This window comes from Aliiroseovarius sp. S1339, from assembly GCF_023195695.1.
In the GTDB taxonomy this organism is placed as follows: domain Bacteria; phylum Pseudomonadota; class Alphaproteobacteria; order Rhodobacterales; family Rhodobacteraceae; genus Aliiroseovarius.
In genome coordinates, this window is record NZ_JALPQG010000003.1 from 135559 (window position 1) to 155178 (window position 19620).

18 protein-coding genes are annotated in these 19620 nt (G+C 57.7%); 8 read left to right on the forward strand and 10 right to left on the reverse strand.

The window, feature by feature from the left end; translation table 11 throughout:
- Window position 1 precedes the first annotated feature (1 nt).
- Window positions 2-1225 (reverse strand): argininosuccinate synthase, encoded by a 1224-nt coding sequence (locus MUY35_RS05480; protein WP_248364560.1) that lies wholly within the window; start codon window positions 1223-1225, stop codon window positions 2-4.
- A 131-nt stretch (window positions 1226-1356) separates the two neighbouring features.
- Between MUY35_RS05480 and ilvA the strand changes: the two genes are divergently transcribed.
- Complete coding sequence (gene ilvA / locus MUY35_RS05485) at window positions 1357-2604, forward strand: threonine ammonia-lyase IlvA (protein ID WP_248364562.1); 1248 nt, start codon at window positions 1357-1359, stop codon at window positions 2602-2604.
- Here ilvA and MUY35_RS05490 read toward each other — a convergent pair.
- Window positions 2601-2915 carry an Hpt domain-containing protein gene (locus MUY35_RS05490; protein WP_248364564.1) on the reverse strand — a complete coding sequence of 105 codons (315 nt, stop codon included), beginning with the start codon at window positions 2913-2915 and terminating at the stop codon, window positions 2601-2603. The two genes, ilvA and MUY35_RS05490, sit on opposite strands and share 4 nt — an antisense overlap.
- Before the next feature lie 230 nt (window positions 2916-3145).
- Between MUY35_RS05490 and MUY35_RS05495 the strand changes: the two genes are divergently transcribed.
- Window positions 3146-4366 carry a SpoIIE family protein phosphatase gene (locus MUY35_RS05495; protein ID WP_248364567.1) on the forward strand — a complete coding sequence of 407 codons (1221 nt, stop codon included), beginning with the start codon at window positions 3146-3148 and terminating at the stop codon, window positions 4364-4366.
- On the opposite strand, the gene MUY35_RS05500 is transcribed toward MUY35_RS05495, so the two are convergent.
- Entirely contained in the window at window positions 4345-4788 is a 444-nt protein-coding gene (locus MUY35_RS05500; protein WP_248364570.1) for an NUDIX hydrolase, read from the reverse strand. The genes MUY35_RS05495 and MUY35_RS05500 overlap by 22 nt on opposite strands.
- Before the next feature lie 72 nt (window positions 4789-4860).
- Here MUY35_RS05500 and MUY35_RS05505 point away from each other — a divergent pair, with 72 nt between their 5' ends.
- From MUY35_RS05505 to MUY35_RS05525, 5 genes are all read left to right on the forward strand, one after another.
- Window positions 4861-5862: an Hsp33 family molecular chaperone HslO gene (locus tag MUY35_RS05505; RefSeq protein ID WP_248364573.1), complete on the forward strand. Its 1002-nt coding sequence runs from the start codon at window positions 4861-4863 to the stop codon at window positions 5860-5862.
- Window positions 5849-6451 (forward strand): CoA pyrophosphatase, encoded by a 603-nt coding sequence (locus MUY35_RS05510; protein WP_248364577.1) that lies wholly within the window; start codon window positions 5849-5851, stop codon window positions 6449-6451. Before MUY35_RS05505 ends, MUY35_RS05510 begins: the two co-directional genes overlap by 14 nt.
- Entirely contained in the window at window positions 6448-7593 is a 1146-nt protein-coding gene (locus MUY35_RS05515) for a CCA tRNA nucleotidyltransferase (RefSeq protein ID WP_248364580.1), read from the forward strand. Before MUY35_RS05510 ends, MUY35_RS05515 begins: the two co-directional genes overlap by 4 nt.
- Window positions 7590-8810 (forward strand): class I SAM-dependent RNA methyltransferase, encoded by a 1221-nt coding sequence (locus MUY35_RS05520; RefSeq protein WP_248364582.1) that lies wholly within the window; start codon window positions 7590-7592, stop codon window positions 8808-8810. Before MUY35_RS05515 ends, MUY35_RS05520 begins: the two co-directional genes overlap by 4 nt.
- Before the next feature lie 104 nt (window positions 8811-8914).
- Window positions 8915-9409 carry a L,D-transpeptidase family protein gene (locus MUY35_RS05525; protein WP_248364585.1) on the forward strand — a complete coding sequence of 165 codons (495 nt, stop codon included), beginning with the start codon at window positions 8915-8917 and terminating at the stop codon, window positions 9407-9409.
- A 20-nt stretch (window positions 9410-9429) separates the two neighbouring features.
- On the opposite strand, the gene MUY35_RS05530 is transcribed toward MUY35_RS05525, so the two are convergent.
- Window positions 9430-9927 (reverse strand): CAP domain-containing protein, encoded by a 498-nt coding sequence (locus MUY35_RS05530; RefSeq protein ID WP_248364918.1) that lies wholly within the window; start codon window positions 9925-9927, stop codon window positions 9430-9432.
- Between the two features lie 166 nt (window positions 9928-10093).
- On the opposite strand from MUY35_RS05530, the gene MUY35_RS05535 reads away from it, so the two are divergent.
- Window positions 10094-10696, forward strand: a complete 603-nt coding sequence (locus MUY35_RS05535; RefSeq protein WP_248364588.1) for a L,D-transpeptidase — start codon at window positions 10094-10096, stop codon at window positions 10694-10696.
- 73 nt (window positions 10697-10769) lie between these two features.
- On the opposite strand, the gene trxA is transcribed toward MUY35_RS05535, so the two are convergent.
- From trxA to tsaE, 6 genes are read right to left on the reverse strand one after another with little or no spacing between them, the layout of a single operon-like run.
- The gene (gene trxA / locus MUY35_RS05540) at window positions 10770-11090 is read right to left on the reverse strand and encodes a thioredoxin (RefSeq protein ID WP_248364590.1); all 321 of its coding nucleotides are present in this window, start codon (window positions 11088-11090) and stop codon (window positions 10770-10772) included.
- Between the two features lie 36 nt (window positions 11091-11126).
- Window positions 11127-14498 (reverse strand): double-strand break repair helicase AddA, encoded by a 3372-nt coding sequence (gene addA / locus MUY35_RS05545; RefSeq protein WP_248364593.1) that lies wholly within the window; start codon window positions 14496-14498, stop codon window positions 11127-11129.
- On the reverse strand, window positions 14495-17440 hold the full coding sequence (addB, locus tag MUY35_RS05550) for a double-strand break repair protein AddB (RefSeq protein ID WP_248364595.1): 2946 nt from the start codon (window positions 17438-17440) through the stop codon (window positions 14495-14497). The genes addA and addB overlap by 4 nt, the downstream gene beginning before the upstream one ends.
- Window positions 17433-18116, reverse strand: a complete 684-nt coding sequence (locus MUY35_RS05555) for a nucleotidyltransferase family protein (RefSeq protein WP_248364597.1) — start codon at window positions 18114-18116, stop codon at window positions 17433-17435. The genes addB and MUY35_RS05555 overlap by 8 nt, the downstream gene beginning before the upstream one ends.
- Window positions 18098-19111, reverse strand: coding sequence for a phosphotransferase (locus MUY35_RS05560; RefSeq protein WP_248364599.1), 1014 nt, complete (start codon window positions 19109-19111; stop codon window positions 18098-18100). The genes MUY35_RS05555 and MUY35_RS05560 overlap by 19 nt, the downstream gene beginning before the upstream one ends.
- A complete protein-coding gene (gene tsaE, locus MUY35_RS05565; protein WP_248364601.1) occupies window positions 19108-19605 on the reverse strand; it encodes a tRNA (adenosine(37)-N6)-threonylcarbamoyltransferase complex ATPase subunit type 1 TsaE in 498 nt (165 codons plus the stop codon). The genes MUY35_RS05560 and tsaE overlap by 4 nt, the downstream gene beginning before the upstream one ends.
- Between the last annotated feature and the right edge of the window lie 15 nt (window positions 19606-19620).

Here is a 19620-nt window from a genome sequence, read left to right on the forward strand (position 1 = left end):
ATTATTGGAAGCGACGGTTGCGCATCGCGATCAGTTTCAAGCGCAGTGCGTTCAGTTGAATGAACCCAGCCGCGTCAGTTTGATCATAGGCGCCCATGTCTTCTTCGAACGTCACGTGTTCTTCGGAATAAAGCGAGTGATCTGACCAGCGGCCAACCACACGGGCCAGACCTTTGTAAAGCTTCATGCGCACAAACCCGGTGACGTGGTCTTGGCTTGCGTCAATCGCGGCTTGCAGCATTTCGCGTTCGGGGCTGAACCAATAACCGTTATAGATCAGCTCGGCGTATTTTGGCATCAGCTCGTCTTTCAGATGCATCGCGCCGCGATCCATCGTGATCGATTCAATCCCGCGGTGGGCATCCAGCAGAATCGTGCCGCCGGGGGTTTCATAGATGCCGCGTGACTTCATACCGACATAGCGACCTTCGACCAGATCAAGACGGCCAATTCCGTGCTTGCGGCCATACTCATTCAGCTCGGTCAGGATCGTCGCGGGGGACATGTCCACGCCATTGATCGACACCGCATCGCCTTTCTCAAAACCAATCTCGATATATTCAGGCGTGTCGGGCGCATCTTCGGGGTTCACAGTGCGCTGATAGACATAATCGGGGGCGTCCACTGCCGGATCTTCCAGTGACTTGCCCTCGGATGAGGTATGCAGAAGGTTTGCATCGACTGAGAATGGCGCTTCGCCACGCTTGTCCTTGGCGACCGGAATCTGGTGTTGTTCAGCAAATTCCAACAGGCGCGTGCGCGAGCCCAAATCCCATTCACGCCAAGGCGCGATCACCTGAATTTCCGGGTTCAGCGCATAGCAGGCCAGTTCGAACCGAACCTGATCATTGCCCTTGCCGGTCGCGCCATGGCTGACTGCATCCGCGCCGTGTTCTTCGGCGATCTCGACCAGTCGCTTCGAGATGAGCGGTCGTGCGATCGAGGTGCCTAGAAGGTAAAGCCCCTCGTACTGCGCATTGGCGCGGAACATCGGGAATACATAGTCGCGCACAAATTCTTCGCGCAGGTCTTCGATGTGGATGTTCTCGGGCTTGATGCCCAGCATCTCGGCCTTTTTGCGGGCCGGGTCCAGTTCTTCGCCCTGACCAAGATCGGCGGTGAAAGTGATCACCTCGCAACCGTACTCGGTTTGCAGCCATTTCAGGATGATCGAGGTATCAAGGCCGCCGGAATAGGCAAGGACAACTTTCTTGGTCGCAGACATTGTATTCTCCTACGTGCATTCTGCGCGCAGTTACCTGTTTTTGTTGGCAAGAGCAAGGATACTTGCCTTAGTGCGAGCGCGAAAGGCCCACAGCACTTGAACCCAGTCTGTTTTCAGGCAAAAGCTAGTCCATGACCAGCTTCACAGACAAAGCCCACAGCGCCGAACATTTGATGCGCACGTTGTTTCCGGCCACGCCGCTACAGCGCAACGATCACCTGTCCGGCATGTATGACGCCGACATCTGGTTGAAGCGCGAGGATCTTAGCCCGGTGCGCAGCTATAAAATCAGGGGCGCACTGAATGCGATGGCGAAAGCGCTGGCGCGTGATCCTGAAGCGCGTGTTTTTGTCTGCGCCTCGGCGGGCAACCATGCGCAGGGGGTCGCTTTTGTCTGTCGCCACTTCGGTGTGAAGGGCGTGATTTTCATGCCCGTGACCACGCCGCGCCAAAAAATTGCCAAGACGCGCATGTTTGGCGGCGATAATGTCGAAGTTCGCATGGTTGGTGACTATTTTGATGACACGCTGGGTGAAGCGAAGCGGTTCTGCACAGATGTCGGCGGACATTTTCTGTCGCCCTTTGATGATCTGGATGTGATCGAGGGACAGGCAAGTGTAGCGGCCGAAATCGTTGAGCAGTTGCGGCGGTCGCCGGACATGATCGTGCTGCCAGTTGGCGGAGGCGGGCTGTCGGCAGGGATGGCCCAGTATCTGCGCGATGTCTCGCCACAGACAGACATTTGGTATGTGGAACCCGCGGGGGCAGCAAGTCTGGCGGCGTCGCTGGACGCCGGACAACCTGTCAAACTTGATCGCGTCGACAATTTTGTCGATGGCGCGGCAGTGGCGCAGATCGGGCGTCTGACATTCGAAGTCTTGAAATCAGCACATGCCGATCATGTTCTTGCGGTGCCGGAGGACCGTATTTGCTCGACCATTCTAGAGATGTTGAATGTCGAAGGTGTGGTGTTGGAGCCAGCGGGCGCATTGTCGGTTGACGCGCTGAAGGACCTTCGCGACGAGATAAAAGGCAAAACCATCGTGTGCGTCACGTCGGGGGGAAATTTCGATTTTGAACGCCTGCCAGAGGTGAAAGAGCGCAGTCAGCGATACTCCGGTGTTAAAAAGTATTTCCTGTTGCGGCTGCCGCAACGACCCGGCGCACTAAGAGACTTTCTTGAGGTCTTGGGCCCGGACGACAACATTGCGCGGTTTGAATACATGAAGAAAAGTGCGCGCAATTTTGGTTCGGTTTTGATTGGCATCGAAACCAGTAGCCCACAGAATTTTGAAACTCTGTTTTCGCGGCTTGATGAAGGCGGCTTTGCCTATTCCGATATCACAAGTGATGAGACCATCGCCGAATTTGTCGTCTAACCGCCGCTTAGAAACGCCTGCTTCGATGCGTCATAAGCTTGGATAACCGGGGCAAGCGGAACGGCGTCAAAATTTCCCGCAGCAGCCTCCCTTTCGCCCTCGCCACACAGCTTTGACAGCTTGTCAAAGCCAAGGTTCAATGACGAACTTCTTAGAAAATGCATATCCTGTTCGAACAACGCAGGCTTTGGCGCGGATTTCAGGCGGCAAATAACCTCCTCCACCTCTTCCAGAAACAACTCCGCTACCTCTGCAAAATCGTCTTCCCCGATCTCCGCCTTTAATTCGTTCACGCGATCCCAATTTATCATCAAAGCCTCCTGCAACAGTAAGTGCAGATTAAAGCCAAGCGGTTAAGAACCCGTTAGGTTCCGTATTTCGATAAAACTTTCGTATTAAATGGCTGTTAAAACCCAGGCGCTAACCATCTCTGACAAAGCGAAACCTGAGTCGAGGGAATGGTTTGAGTGCCGCAAATGCATTTTTAAGGTGTGAGGAGCCTGTCCAGCCGACGCCTTCACCCCAGATACCGGAAAACCCGGTGCGCCGGATACTGGTTGTCGACGACAGCCGGGCGCAGCGCCGCATTCTGACGTCATCATTGGCGCGACAAGGTTATGAAGTCACCGAGGCTGGAACGGGCGACGAGGCGCTAGAGGTTTGTAAACAAGAACATTTCGACCTGATTCTCAGCGATTGGATGATGCCCGGCATGGACGGGCTAGAATTGTGCGAAGCCTTTCGCCAGCTTTCCCATGCGGGCTATGTCTATTTCATCCTGATGACCTCAAAGACCGACAAGGGCGCTGTTGCGCAAGGTCTGGATGTGGGCGCTGATGATTTTCTGGCCAAACCGGTGAACCCGGACGAACTGCGTGCCCGCATCAATGCTGGCGGTCGTATCCTGTCGATGGAGCGGGAGTTGCAGGATAAAAACCGCCTCGTTACCTCGACCCTTGCTGAGATTCAGGCGCTTTATGATTCGCTGGATCGCGATCTGGTCGAAGCGCGCAAGATGCAGCAATCGCTGGTGCGCGAAAAATATCGCGACTTTGGGATGGCCGAGGTGTCGCTGATGTTGAAGCCCTGTGGCCATGTGGGCGGCGATCTTGTTGGGTTTTTTGAAGCTGGGCCGGATACGCTTGCCTTCTATTCCATTGACGTTTCCGGGCATGGCATCGCATCCGCGCTGCTGACCGCGCGGCTGGCGTCCTATTTCTCGGACGGGTCACCGACGCACAACATCGCGCTTGATCTGGAACCGAATGGAGCCTATCGCCGCCGCGCGCCCGAAACCGTTGCAGATGAGCTGAACAAACTGCTACTCAACGACCTGCGATCCGAACATTACTTCACCATGTTGTTTGGCTATCTGAACCTACAAACGGGCGAGGTTGAGATGGCACAATGTGGGCATCCAAATGCAGTTCTGATGTCAATTGACGGCCGCGCGCAGTTTTTTGGGGACGGTGGGATGCCAATCGGTCTGATCGCGGATGCGCGGTTTGAGCGACAACGCCTGACACTGGCACCCGGCGAAAGGCTGATTTTTTACTCCGACGGCTTCACCGAATGCACCGACGATGCAGGCACCATGTTGGATGAAGACGGATTCGCGGAAATCTTAAGGAAAAACAATGCACTGACGAATGAGGCGCTGTTCGACTCACTGGTATGGGACCTTGATGCGTTCTCGGGCGGGCAGGATTTGGGTGATGACCTGTCCTGTGTGATGGTTACTTACAAACCTGACAGCACATGACGCCGGACAAAATGCCGATCGCCTTGATTGCATAGAATGCGCACCGCACTTTCAGCATTGGTCCAGATCGCCTGATGGTCTTGTTCCACGGGCGCTCCGGCGTTGCGCACTGGGCGAGCGGCAAAGATGTGGCAAATCTTTTCGGCCCACATGCCGTATTCAGGCATATAGCTGAACCGGCGATAAGCACCAAGCCGTTTGGGTGCGGCGATTTTCCAGCCGGTTTCCTCCAACACTTCGCGGTGCAACGCAGTAATGCTGTTCTCCCCCGGGTCAATTCCTCCGCCGGGCAGCTGGAATTCGTTAAACGGCTCGGACTGGTGGGTGATCAGCATGTCGCGACCGCGGATCAGGATCGCATAGGCACCCGGACGCAGCACGTATTTGCGACCATACTCGCGTTGCTTGCCAAATCTGCGCATCTGCCCTTTTCCCTTCGGTTGCCGACACCATATAGACGCGGTATGCCAAGCTGAACGCCGTTAGGAAACCCTATGACCATTGGAAGTCAAATCGCCTGGGATGACACCATCCTGCCTTTTCAACTGGACCAAAGCGATATCCGGGGTCGGGTTTTGCGGCTGGATGGCACGTTGGACACCATCCTGTCGCAACACAACTACCCCCCCGCGATCGAGGCGCTGGTGGCCGAAGCTGCCATGCTGACCGCGATGATCGGGCAGGCCATCAAGATGGAATGGAAACTGTCCCTGCAAGTGCGTGGCGATGGCCCGGCGCGATTGATCGCAACGGATTACTACGCCCCCACGAAGGAAGGCGAGCCTGCCACGATCCGCGCTTATGCCAGCTATGACGCTGATAAAATAGAGCCTAACGCACCCGGATTCCCACAAATTGGCAAAGGCTACTTTGCCGTTCTGATCCATCAAGGCAGCGAACAGAAACCCTATACTGGAATGACACCCATTTCCGGCCAATCCCTGTCAGATTGCGCACAATCCTATTTTGCGCAGTCTGAACAGCTGCCAACGCGGTTTCATCTGACCTTCGGAAAATCGACTTGGGCAGGTGGTGAAGAGGGTTGGCGCGCTGGCGGCATTATGTTGCAACACATGCCCAAAGCCTCGCCACATGTAACGGGCGAAGGTGGGTCCGGCGAAGGTGGTCTGTTGGCCGCGCAGGACTTGGTTTCCGATGAGGACGCTGAAAACTGGAACCGCGCGGATATCCTGCTTAGTTCGGTTGAAGAGCTTGAGTTGGTTGGTCCGTCCGTCCAACCGACCGATCTTTTGGTGCGCTTGTTCCACGAAGAAGCCCCGCGTGTGTTTGACCCGCAAGCGGTCAGCTTTGGCTGCCCGTGTTCGGAAGATCGTGTACGCGAAAGCCTGTCGATCTATTCGGCTAAAGATCTTGGCCATATGACCACCGAGGATGGGCGAGTCACGGCGGACTGCCAGTTTTGCGGCGCGCATTACGATCTTGACCCAGCAACGCTGGGAAAAGATGCGGTCGATCTGGACAATGCAGGTGACTGACACGATCGACATGATCCGACGCGCCCTTTCCCAGCCGGGCAGGGGCAGTTCGGATTTTGATTTGAACCCCGACATTCAACTGCCGGAAGGGCGCAAGTTGCGCCCGGCTGGCGTGCTGGTGCCGCTATTGTGGGGTCAAGGTGTTTTGCGCTTGATCCTCACCAAGCGGTCGTCAGCGTTGAAGCACCACCCCGGTCAAATCTCGTTTCCCGGCGGCAAGGTCGAGCCAGGCGATAAGGATGTCGTCGAGGCCGCACTGCGCGAGGCGCATGAGGAGGTGGGCTTGCCGCCGAACCATGTCGAGATCATCGGCCAATTGCCTGCGCACGAGACGGTCACGAGCTTTTCCGTAACGCCGATTGTGGGGTTCATCAGGCAGGACTTCGACGTTATCGCCGAGGTGGGCGAGGTCGAGGAAGTCTTCACCGTACCCTTCGAACATGTCTCTAACTTGGCTCAATACAGCCAGCAGGGGCGCATTTGGCAAGGGCGTATGCGAATGTATGAAACCGTGCCGTTTGGGCCATATTATATTTGGGGTGCGACAGCACGGATGCTGCGCGCGCTGGCCGAAAGGTTGCCGCAATGACCCGTGTGACCGGTGATTGGATCAACGCGCCCGCTGCCCAGTCGGTGTGCCGCGCGATCGAAGACGCAGGCCATCAGGTGTTCTTTGTCGGTGGGTGTGTGCGCAACGATCTATTGGGTGTGCCCATCTCAGACCTTGATCTGTCGACGGACGCGTTGCCTGACCAAGTGATGCAGATAGCAACCGCCGCCGGCATGCGCGCCGTACCGACCGGGATTGATCACGGAACTGTCACAGTTGTCGTGAATGGTGAAGGACTTGAGGTTACGACCTTCCGCAAAGATGTCGAAACAGACGGGCGCCGCGCCGTCGTCGCATTTTCCGACAACCTTGAAGATGACGCGCATCGGCGCGATTTCACGATGAACGCGTTATATGCAACACCCGACGGGCGAATCGTTGATCCTTTGGGCGGGCTGGATGACCTACGGGCGCGCCGGGTGCGGTTTATCGACGACGCGGGCGACCGCATTCGCGAAGACTATCTGCGCACCCTTCGCTTCTTTCGGTTTCACGCGTGGTATGGCGATCCTGCGGGCGGTCTTGATGCAGATGGGTTGGCGGGCATATCGGCAAATTTGGATGGGTTAGAGACGCTTTCGCGCGAACGCGTTGGATCAGAGATGTTGAAACTGCTGGCCGCGCCTGATCCCGCCGCGTCGGTTGCAGCGATGGCGCAAGCTAATGTTTTTGCCGTTGTTTTGCCGGGTGCGGATGCAACGAGTTTGCCAGTTCTGATCCATCTGGAGGAAGGCCGCGCACCGGATGCGATCCGGCGACTTGCAGCGCTGGGCGGTGAAGATGTCGGCGAACGTTTGCGTTTGTCAAAGCGCGACCGAAAGCGACTCGATTTGTTGCGGCAGGGCATGGAGTCCGTGACGCAGGCGGGTGAATTGGCCTATCGGCATGGCGCGCCGGTTGCTGAAGACGTTACGCTCCTGCGGGCGGCACAGATGGGTGTTCCAATGGATATCGACGCCCAGCGTGAGATTGAAAAAGGCGCACGAGCGACTTTCCCTGTGAAACCCGCCGACCTATTGCCAGCCTTTACGGGCCCGGCGCTGGGCGCGGAGCTAAAGCGTCTGGAAGACCTTTGGGTTGCATCGGGGTTTGAGTTGCAGCGAAAGGATCTGCTGGCGTGAGCGAGACATATGTTATCGAACGGCTGGGTCACTTGGGCGACGGGATTGCGCCGGGGCCAATCTTTGCGCCGCGCTGCCTGCCGGGCGAAGAAATCACGGGCGAAGTTGTGGACGGGCGCATCGCCGCGCCGCGCATCCTGGTGCCATCGCCTGATCGGGTGAAGGCGCTTTGCGCACATTACAACGCGTGTGGCGGGTGCGCGCTGCTGCATGCCTCGGACGGTTTCGTGGCCGATTGGAAGGTCGAGGTTGTCAAAACTGCGCTTGCCGCACACGGGTTGTCACCAGAGTTTCGACCGATCAAAACCTCTCCGCCACGGTCGCGTCGCCGGGCCGTGCTTTCGGCCAAGCGCGGCAAAAGAGGCGCGATGGTGGGCTTTCACGGGCGCAAGTCAGACGTGATCACCGGGATCGCGAATTGTCAGCTTTTGCACCCTGACATTCTGGCTGCCTTGCCAGCGCTTGGCGAATTGACGATGTTCGGGGCGACGCGCAGGGGCGAGCTTTCGATAAATGTGGTGCAATCTACCGTCGGGCTGGATGTTTCGGTCACGGGCGGAAAGCCGCTTGACCGTGGGTTAGAGACTGAATTGGCCCTCGCCGTTCACAAGTTCGGCTTTGCGCGCCTTGCTTGGAACGGCGAGGTTATCGCCACCGAAACACCGCCCGCACAGATGTTCGGCACAGCCCCGGTTGTCCCACCCGCCGGTGCGTTCCTGCAAGCCACGCGCGAAGGCGAAGCTGCATTGCTTGACGCCGTGCGCGAGATTGTTGGAAACGCCAAATCCGTGGTCGACCTGTTTGCTGGCTGTGGCACTTTTGCCCTGCCCCTTGCCCAATCAGCGAATGTCTTGGCGGTCGAAGGTCACGCCGCGATGACCGACGCGCTTTCGCTGGGCTGGCGTAGAACCCATGGTCTGCGCCACGTCACCACCGAGGTGCGCGATCTTTTCCGCAATCCAATGATGGCTGATGATCTTGCGGCATTCGACGCAGCCGTGATCGACCCGCCCCGCGCAGGCGCCGAGGCGCAGGTTGAGCACCTCGCGGCCTCGGACATCAAACGAATCGCCATGGTGTCTTGTAATTCGGTAAGCTTTGCGCGCGACGCCAAGACGCTTGTCGATGCGGGTTACACGCTGAATTGGGTGCAGGTTGTCGATCAATTCCGCTGGTCAACACATGTCGAACAGGTCGCGAGCTTCACCAAATCCTGACACTTGGTCTGTTTCGCCGATAAGGCGACCTCATAGCAAATTGGCTTGTGTTGTGGCCATTCTGTTCTACCATGTCCAAAAAAGAGAGCAGTTTGGGACATACAATGAGAGCCGCTTTAACGATCCTAGCCGTCCTGTCTTTGGTCTTTGTGGCCTCATGCGGGCCCAAACGATACAGTTACGATGGGCCAGAAGTGACGCAGATTGTCGTCAACAAAGGCGCGCGGAAGATGTATCTGATGCATGGCACAGAAATTCTGAAAAGCTATCGCATCGAGTTGGGCTTCGCGCCGGAAGGCCGCAAGAAATACGAAGGCGATGGCAAGACGCCCGAAGGTCGCTATGTGATCGACCGACGCAACCCGAAAAGCGCGTTCTATCTGTCGATTGGTGTATCCTACCCCAACCGTCAGGACGTCGACGCCGCCCGTGCAGTCGGACGCAAACCCGGCGGTGAGATCTTTATTCACGGCGGGCGGCGCCCAAAAGACCCGAAGCGGCCAGATTGGACTGCCGGTTGCATATCAGTCAAAAATCACGAAATGCGCGAAATTTTCACGATGATCCGATTGGGCACCGTGATTGATATCAACCCGTAATGCTGGAACGGATGGGTGGCTTAACCACCCATCTCCATCACCCACCAAATCTTACCGTTGCGCTCCTGAAGCCACGCGAAGCCAAGCTCTCGGGCGCGGGGGTCTAGGATGATCCGCCGCGTGTCGGGCTTGTTCATCCAAGCCGACAGGGTTTGAAGTTCCGTTTCGAACGTCTCTGAGATGTTTTCACCTAGATACGTGCCCGAATACCCCGCGCGACGGGCGCGGTCGATTGGGGATGAGCCGTCAGAGCCAAAGTGCCAAGGCCGGTTCTGCACCGACATGTCACGCGCATGGGTCAAGGCGGCAGCGTTCAGCTGCGAATTCAGGCGCACAGGTTGCGCACCTGCGGCTTGGCGCAGTTGGTTGATGCTGTCCAGCATCCGGTATTGAACCTTTGACGTCTGTCCAGACGAGATTCGATAGATATTTACTCCGCCACCGGTGCCGGAAGTCCCTACGTCACAAGCGGACAGGGCCACTGTTGCGGCGATCGCCATCAAAAACACACGCATGATCTGTCTCTCATCCAAAAAACGTTGTATCTGTGACTGTCTATCGCGAGTATTGCGAAGTAGCAAATGACGGCTATGCAAGAATAGGCCGATAACACCCGTTTGATTTGCGGCTGATGCGTTCGCGCAATATATGACTACGGAACAAGTGAACTATTGGAGATGAGTAATGCGGAAAATACCTGAAGCCCAGTTGGGCAGACGCGCATTTCTTGGGGGAACGATTGCTGCGGCAAGCGGGTTGGCCACGCCCGCGCTGGCGCAGTTTGCCAACACGACCCAAGGCGAACGCGACCTGACCGAGGTGGTTAAGCGCAATACCTCAAGCTTCCGGGCTTTGAACTGGCAGCCCTATTTCAGCAACACGCGCAATGGTGCGATTCTGGTCGATATCAGCTCGCGTTGTCTGCACTATTGGTCCGAGGATCAGTCAATCTATCGGCTGTTCCCAACCTCTGTGCCGCTGACCGAGGACCTGACACGGCGTGGCCGCACCAGCGTTATTCGCAAAGTTGAAGGCCCGTCATGGGCGCCAACCCCGGCGATGATAAAACGCAACCCGGAATGGCCGCCCTTTGTTGGGCCGGGCCCAGACAACCCGCTTGGCACACATGCGCTGTACCTGAGCTGGAAATATTACCGAATCCACGGCACCCACGACACGCGCAAAATTGGGCGTCAGTCGTCAAACGGGTGCATCGGCCTGTACAACCGCAACATTGCCGAGCTGTTCAGCTATGCTAAAAACGGCACGCAGGTGTTGTTGATCTAAGCGCAACCCGTATCAGACAAACAAAAAGCCCCGCCAGTTAAGCGGGGCTTTTTTGGTTGCGGCGGATCGTTGATCAGACGCTTTCGTCAATCCACGATTGCAACGCGGCTTTCGGGGCTGCGCCGACTTTGTTGGATACAACTTGCCCGTCTTTGAACATGAACAGCGCCGGAATTCCGCGCACGCCCATCTGCGCGGGCGAGTTCGGATTTTCGTCCACGTTGACCTTCACGATCTTGATCTTGCCTTCGTACTCGGTCGCCAATTCTTCAAGCGCCGGGCCGATTTGCTTGCAGGGACCGCACCATTCGGCCCAGAAATCGACGATAACGGGAAGGTCCGCCTGGCGCACTTCTTGCTCGAAGGTGGCATCGGTGACAGCTACAGTTGCCATGTTGTGTTCTCCTGATAACTATATGTTGTGGTGAACCTAGGTAGGCAGACAGGTTGCGTCAAGGCGGCTGAAGGCTTCATCCACCAAAGCATTATCGAAACGCATCAATTCACGGCTTTGTGTCCAAAGGATCGCCGTGTGCACCGCCCGGTCAGGATAGATCTGGCCAAGGACGGCGCGATATGCCCCCAATTGCCGCAACAGCCCATCAGGTGTTTCGGCAGGCGTGGCGGGCACAACTCGATTGGTTTTAAAATCCACGGCCAAAACTTCGTCGTCAGTAACAATAAGCCGGTCGATCACCCCGTGCAGAATGCGTTCGGGAAATTGGTCTAGGGTCGCGGTGATCGGCACCTCGGCCAGATCGGAATTGGCGAAAATCGGGGCAAGGGTGGGTGTGGTCAGAACCTCGGCCGCTTCGGTCAGTAAGGCGGACTGCTCGGCCTGCGAAGCGCGATCGTCGCCGGTGCCCAACAAGAACTGCGTGGTGGCCGCCCATTTGGATTGTGGGATCAGGGGAAGGTGCTCCAACAGCAGGTGAATCTGATGCCCACGCCGTAAGGCATCATCGATGTCGCCAAATGCGGACTCGCCGGGCAATGCCTTCGCGCCACCCAGATCGGACGGAGAGATCGCTTTGGCTGCCGTTGCCGGCGCCTCTACGCGGGTACTGAGCCAAACCGGTAGCGACGGCGGTTTGGTTGGGTCATCCTGCGGCGGGTTTAAGGCCGGGGCCGACCATTCCCCCATTTCGAACCGTTTGCCGGGCCCGGTCGGGAAATCGAAATTGACGCCCGCCGCTTTGTTCATCGCGCTTTCGCAAATCCGATACCAGACATCAGACTCCGGCTTGCCAATATCGCCCGCCGCGGACAGAATCAGCCACTGTTCGGCGCGCGTCATCGCGACATAAAGCAGCCGCGTGCGTTCTTCGATCTCGGCGGTCTTGATGGTCTCGGCGACCTGTTCAATAACCTCGGTGCGGTCCTCTTTGCTGGGCGAAAAGAACGCTTGCCCGTCGGGCAGTTTTGCCACTGATGGCATTGACGACGCCTTGCGCTGCGCAAGGTCCGGCAGAATCACGATCGGCGCTTCCAACCCTTTCGAGCCATGCACAGTCATCACCCGCACTTGATTCCCGACCGAATCCATCTGCCGCTTAATTGTAACCTCGTCGGACTGAAGCCAGGTCAGAAAACCGGTCAGGCTGGGCGTCCCGGACCGTTCATACCCCATCGCCTGCGCCAACAGTGCGTCGATGCCGTCTTCGGCCTCGTGCCCCAATCGTGCCAGCAGCTTTTTTCGACCGCCATGCCGGGTCAGGGCGCGTTCTAACAGCTCATAGGGCCGCAGGAAATCCGCCGAATCCCGCAAATCCTGCAAGACGCGCATAGTGTCGGGGAAGTTTTCGGCCTGCTCGGACAGCGCGCGCCACAGAAACTTGCCCTTGGCTCGCGGATGCGCCATTCGGAACAGGTCGTCCTCGGACCACCCAAACAGAGGCGATCGCAGAGCGGCGGCGAGTGACAAATCATCCTCGGGCGTGGCAAGGAACGATAGGACGGCGGTCAAGTCTTTGACCGCAAGTTCGGCGCCTATCTTCAACTGATCGGCGCCCGCAGTCGGAATTGCGCGGGCTTTGCAGGCGCGGATAATCTCGTGAAAGAGTTCCTTGCGCGACCGGACGAGGACCAAAATGTCGCCCGCCTTGACCGCACGGGTTTCGCCATTTTCACCCAGAATAGTCTCTGTTTTGATCATGCGATCAATATCATCGGCGATATGTTCGGCCAGTTGCACACGATGGTCTTGTGGCGATGGAAGGTCGACCGGATCGTTCCAGTCACGATCTTCGTCATGCTTCACAGGCTCAATCACCGGCCACACATCAACGCGCCCCGGTTTTTGATTGAAGAAGGCGTGGTGCAGGAAATCACCGCCCAGACCGTTCCGCGACTGAAGCGCCATGTCGACAAATTCCAAAATCGCGCGTGATGACCGGAAGGAATAGTCCAGCGGCATCTGAACCAGACCGCGCCCAATTTGAGATAGGCGGTCAGAAAACGTGGCCTTCATCCGGTCGAACGCGGCCGGCTCCGCCCCTTGGAAGGAATAGATTGACTGCTTTGGATCCCCGACGACGAAGATCGTGCGCTCTACTCCGTCGCGCGCGCCTGATCCGCTGGTAAACTCGCGCGCAAGATTGTCGATGATGCGCCATTGTGCGGGGCTGGTGTCCTGCGCTTCGTCCACCAGAATGTGATCGATGCCACCGTCCAACCGGAACAGGACCCAAGAAGCGATTGACGGATCGGTCAGGATCGCCCCTGCTTTCAGGATCAGGTCGTCGAAATCCAGCCAGCCACGATCAAGCTTGGCCGCTTCGTAAAGCTGCACGAAGTGGTGTGCGAAACCGTGCAGCGCGCGGGTGCGCTTGACGTTGGCAAGGGCAATTCGGGACTTACGAGCGTCTTCGACCCGCAGCATGAAATCTTCAAGTTGGGGCATGATAGCGGCGCAGGCCCCTTCCCGCGTCGCCTTGGTCGGAAAGGACCCTATCTTGGCGGAATATGGCGAAGACTGTAGGATCATGAAGCGTGCGCAGCGGGCAAGAATATCAAGGGATGGCGTGCTGAAATCGGCACCTGCAAGGTGATTTGCCGCCTTTTGTTCAGTGCTGCTGCCGGTTTTCAATGTATCGGCCAAGGTGCTGAGCATTTGCAGATCACCGGGATGGAACAGCTCATCCAATATGGTCTGCTCGTCGGTTGTGGGCGCAATGCCGAACCACTCAGCAATTTCTCTGTCCGAGGGTTGATCGACAAACAGCGTGCGGTTGCCGGTGATGTCGGCGGTCAGCCGGTCCATATCCTCGCCGGTGAAGTGTTGCGATAGGGCGATCACATAGTGCGCCAACGGCCCCTCGCTCATCCGATCAAGAATATCGGCGCGCAGATCATTTGCCGCGCGATCATCCATTTCGGTGAATTGGGGCGATACGCCAGCCTCCATCGGGAAGCGCCGCAGAAGGGACGCGGCATAGGCGTGGATGGTTTGGATTTTCAATCCGCCGGGCGTTTCAATGGCGCGGGCAAACAGCTGTCGCGCCAGTGAAAGATCGCGCGCGCCTTCAAGGCCCAGCTCGTCCAGCGCCTCGATCAGCGCGTCATCATCCTTCATCGCCCATTCGCCAAGGCGTTTGAAAAGGCGATTCTGCATCTCGCTGGCCGCAGCCTTGGTATAGGTCAGGCACAGGATGTTCTGCGGCGATACACCGTCCAAAAGCAATCTGGCAACGCGGTCAGTCAGAACGCGTGTTTTGCCTGACCCCGCATTGGCCGATAACCAAGTCGAGTTTTGTGGGTCCGCCGCGCGGATTTGGCTATGGGTCGCGTCGTCGCGTTTCATTGCCCCACCTTCAACGTCACCGGGAGCGTGCTATCGTCCCATTCGCCAAATCGGGCGAGGTGATCATAGTCGCCATCAAACCGTTGTTTGTGAACCGCACGTCGCGCTGTGAAGCCCTGATCTGGCATGTGATAGGCGCGGATGAGGTCCAGAAGTTCGGCTTGAACGGTATCAACATCCTGCGCCGTCAAAGGGACAGACATCGTTTTTTGGGGTGACAACCCGATATAGGCGACGCTCGCGACGGGGCTGGCATATATGTCTCTAAACCCGCCCAATTTCGCAATAACGGCTTCAAGTAGAAGCTGCTTGTCATATTGTTTTTGCATCTTTTCTGTTGGTGGCTCGCCGGATTTGTAGTCGTAAATCTCAAGTTGCCCATCTTGCCTTCGGTCGATCCGGTCAGCCTTGGCGCGCAGTGTAAACCCAAGGTCGTCGAACACGGCCTGACCCCAAACCTCGTTGGCAAGATTTGCAGATGTGGTCCTGCGGGCAAGTTCCTCTGACACAAACCAGTCGGCGACCCGTCCGATCCGGGTCAGCCAAAGGATGCGCGTTGCCGGCCAAGGCACATGTTCTTGCAACACCTCTTCTGCGATGCTCATCAAGCGGGTGGTTTCGGCCTTAAGGTCCGCTGTCGGCGTTCCTTCCGCAACGTAGCGTTCAAAGACCCGGTGGAGGACGGTTCCCCTGATCCGCGCATCAGCACTTTGGCGCACAGGGTCCAGCGGTCGGAGGTGCAGCACCTTATCGCCATAGACCGCATATGGGTCGCGGATCAGTTTCGATACGCCGGTGACTGAAAGTTGGTTGGGCCGCGCCGAAACCGGGGGCGCGGGTGATGGGCGGGGTTCGGGTGTAATCTGTTCAATCGGGGCGTCCAGTTGGGCCGCCAATTTGGCCCATTCGGTGCCGCGCGCGCGCATCTGGTCCAAAGCGTCTTTCCCTACCACGGACATACCGCCCATTAGGTTGCAAAGTCTGTTCAACCAACGAGAGGGGATGGTTTGGCTGTCTTCATCGCGCGTGGCGCGGGTCAGGAAGACCTCTTTGGAGGCGATGGCCTGCTGGAAGTCATGGGCGGACAGGCCAATGCGCCGTTCGGGCAGCAATAGCCCCGCGTCTAGCCGCATTTTTCGGTTCAGCCATGGATCTGGGTCGGGAAGTTCCGGCCATGTGCCGTCATTCAAGCCTGCCAGAATAACGCGATCTGCACCTTGTACGCGGGCCTCGAGTGTGCCCCAAAACATCACGCCCGGATGCGGCGTGATCGGATCGCGCACCACGCCATTGTTCAGAACTGATAGGAACAGATCACGATAAGCGGCGGCGCTTAGCTGTCCGCCATATTGAGCATTTTCCGCAAGGTCAGAGACTGTTTCCAGCGCTTTTCGCCCCGCCGCCTTCTCCCATAACTCGCCTGTGCCGTCGGGTGCGCAGCCGCGTGCAATTCGTTCGCAAAGCGCCACGTGGGCGTCGACAAATGATGTCAGACTCTGCTCACCCGTGCGCGTTTGGTTCAGAAAGGCTTCACCAACCCATTTCGCCCATACGGAACGGGCGGGCTCCTCCGCGAACTTGTCTGCCCATTCTGACAAAGCCTCTGGGCTGGGGTGTGAATACCGGCCTCTCAATACCTCCAGCTCAAGGTCGCGCGTCCACCGAAGATGATCGCCTCGTGTGCCGGCGGTGCTGTGGGTCAACGGGTGTTTCAGAAGCGCCAACAACATCTCACCGCTTGTTTCTTCACAGAATAACTGCGCGGTTTGGCGCAACAATCGCCCCGGCGCAGACAGGGCAAGGGGGCGACCTGCACTGTCATCCGGCTCGATCCGCCAACGGTCGAGCGCAGCAGCCACTTGGCGGGTCAGGTTCCGGTCGGGGGTGATCAACGCGACCGGCACGTCATCTTCAACCGACCGGCGCAACAGAACGGCGATGGCCAGCGCCTCTTCGCGCGGGGTGCGGGTTTCGATCAGCGTCAGGTTTTCGACTGCCACCTCGATCCCCTGAAAAGATTTGCCTTCGACCTGCCACTGGTCGGTGACTGGCGCGGGGCGCAGGGCGAGCGAGACGAGGCGGTTGCGATCAGGGGCGGGAGGTTTGGCGGTGGTCCATTCGCCGACTTCGGCAGCGGTGAGGCCAGTGCACTTCAGGAGCTTGGCGAACCGATACTGAGGATGATCTTCCGCCGACAGTGCGCTGTCCAGTTCGGCCCACGTGCGGGCGGGCATGTCATTGTCGAAACCGGGCAGGATCACCGCGCCTTGCGGCAACGTCGCGACCGCATCCATCAGCAGTGCCGTTGCCCCACGTGACCCGGTGGAGCCGGCGATCAGGATGGGATGGTCGGGCGGCGTGTCACGCCACTTAGCGATTGTCGCCTCAACCACCATGCGCTGTCGGGTTTCCACATCGGGTGCGTCCAGTGTTTCATGGTCGAAATATTGTTCGACCAGCGACATGAATTTAAGACTGCGTGCCCAATGTTCCGACATCTCGCCGACATCTAGGGTTTGTAGGCTGCGTGGATGGACACCTTCGCTGTGCATTTCGTCCATCAAACCCGCAAGGCTGTCGGCAAGGTCAAACGCTGCCGCCTTTGGGGCAAGGTCAGGTTCGCGCTCGACCAAGGCTGCGATCAGTTGGCGAAGCTCCAGCCTGCGCCGCAGTGGGGGCACGGGCAGTGGTACGTCATGCAGCGCGGGGTCGTGAGCAAGATCTGTGATCAGGCGGATGCGCGGCAAGAACCGTGCTTTGCCATCGAATAGAGAGCGAACGCGCGTTTGCATACGGCTTGTGTTGACGAATACCTCGACCCGTGCCAGCGCGTCGGGGCTGGCCGATGCGGTACGATTCAGCAAGCCGTCGACAAGCGCTTGCGGGAAATCGACGCCCGGTGGTGTGCCGAAGATGCGCGGTTTGTCGGACGCCTCAAACATCGCTGCCCCTTAGCATGGTTTCCGCCAAAACGATCCCCTCGGGATGCCCGACATCGCACCAGCGGCCGTTATGTTCGATCCCAAAAGCGCGGTTTTCAGCCAGCATCTGATCCCACACAATATTCAACGAAAACACATCTTCCACCACCTTTGAAACCGCGGCGGTTTTTATGATCTGACACCCGGTATAGGTCAGCCCCGCACCGCGACGAAGGATGCCGTCGGGCGACATCAGAAAATCGCCCTGGCCTTTGTGGCCGACGGCGTTCTGTGGCGCGACGAGCATCAGCAGCGCGTCCATTCGGTCGGGGTCCCATGCGTGAAGGAGGGCCGGGATCGGATTGCGACCGGTCCAAACCGCATCAGAGTTCAGCGTCACAATTTCATCGCTTTTCAGCAAGGATAGAGCCTGTTTTAGTCCGCCACCGGTCTCAAGCAGTTGATGGTTTTCGTGCGAGAAGAGGATATCTCGGCCATTCAGGTGATCGACCAGCTGATCGCCAAGATGGTGCAGGTTGACGACGATCCGATCTATCGGGCTGTCGTCGATCAGCGCAAGCGCGTGGTCGATCAACGGCTTGCCCGCAACCGGGATCAGTGGCTTTGGCAGCGATTGCGTCAGCGCGCCCATGCGGGTGCCGCGCCCTGCTGCAAAGATCATGGCAGTGTGGGGCATGGGGTCCTCAATCTTGCGAGAAAATCAGGTGTGGGCGGCGCAAGAAGATCGTTCAGCTTACCGCGCAATGTCGTTAAGGTTGGGTGCGCCAAATCTGTTTGCAAGTGGCCCCAAACCCGCGGGATCAGATCGACATAATGCGGTTTGTTCATGCTGCGCGACAGGCGGGCAAAGATGCCCAGAATGCGCAGGTTGCGCTGGGCCGAGATCACAGCAGCCTCAGCGCGGAAAGTCGGCTCATCGTAGCCTCTGATCTGGCAGAACAGCGTTATCAGATGGTCGGCCAGATCTGGCGAGACATCGCGCCTTGCATCCCGAACCAGTGACATCAGATCATAGGTGGGGTGGGTTTGCACTGCGTCCTGAAAATCCAACAACCCAACGCGAGCGACGCCGGCCCTGTCTGGCAGCCAAATCAGGTTCTCGGCGTGGAAATCGCGCAGCGCTACCCTGCTGAAATCATCAAACTGTGCCAGTTGGTCGGCGAGGTGGTCGATTGCGTTCTGTGCTGGGTCATCCAAATACGTTGCCGGAGTGTCGCGATAGTGCAGAAACACCAGATCGGTAGCCTGAGCCATGCGGGCGGAGTCATATCGCGGCAGTTCAAGATTGGGGTGATCGTGCAGATGGCAGATGACACGAATTGCAGCTTCATAAAGAAGCTTTTCGGATGGCGGTTTTCCTGTGATCACATTTGCAAAAAGCTGATCGCCAAAATCTTCAAGAAGCAAGAAACCGTGGCCCAAATCCTGAGCCATCACCTTAGGTGCCGACAAGCCGGTGGCGGTCAGATATTCGGCGACGGTTACGAATGGGCCGCTGGACCCAGCGATGTCGGGCGGGGCATCCATCAAAATCGCTGATTGCTGAGTTTTTGGGTGAGTTAGTCTCTGATACGAGCGTGCAGACGCATCGCCTGTGATGGAGGTAGCAGAGGTATCACCCCAACCTGCTGCCATCAAGAACTTCGACCGGATGTCTGATCGGGCGCTCATGTTGGCAGGCATCTCATGACGCGGGATTGCCAGATATCTTTGCTGCCCGAAATTGTGATCACACGATGGTCTTCTTGGTCTGGTCCGGCGCATGTCTCGAACGAAATGGTCACGGCGGTATCCGGGCGCAGATCGCCCAGCCGGTCGGGCCATTCGACGAGGCATATGGCGTCATCGAAGGCTTGAACCAATCCCAACTCTTCCATTTCGTCGGGAAGGGTGAGGCGGTAAAGATCGGCGTGCCAGATTTCGTCATTGCCCGCGTCATAGGTCTGCACCAGCGTGAATGTGGGTGAGGGAACATCCTCAGCGACGCCATTTTCTGCCAACCGGGCCTGAATAAGCGACCGGGCGAAATGCGTTTTTCCCGCGCCAATTCCGCCCTCCAGCAAGATCACGTCGCCTGCCCCAAGGTGGTTGGACAGGTTCACAGCAAACTGGCGGGTTTGGTCGGGTGAGGAAAACTGAACCTGATGAGAAAACGCCTGCGACATGGAAGGAGTTTTATC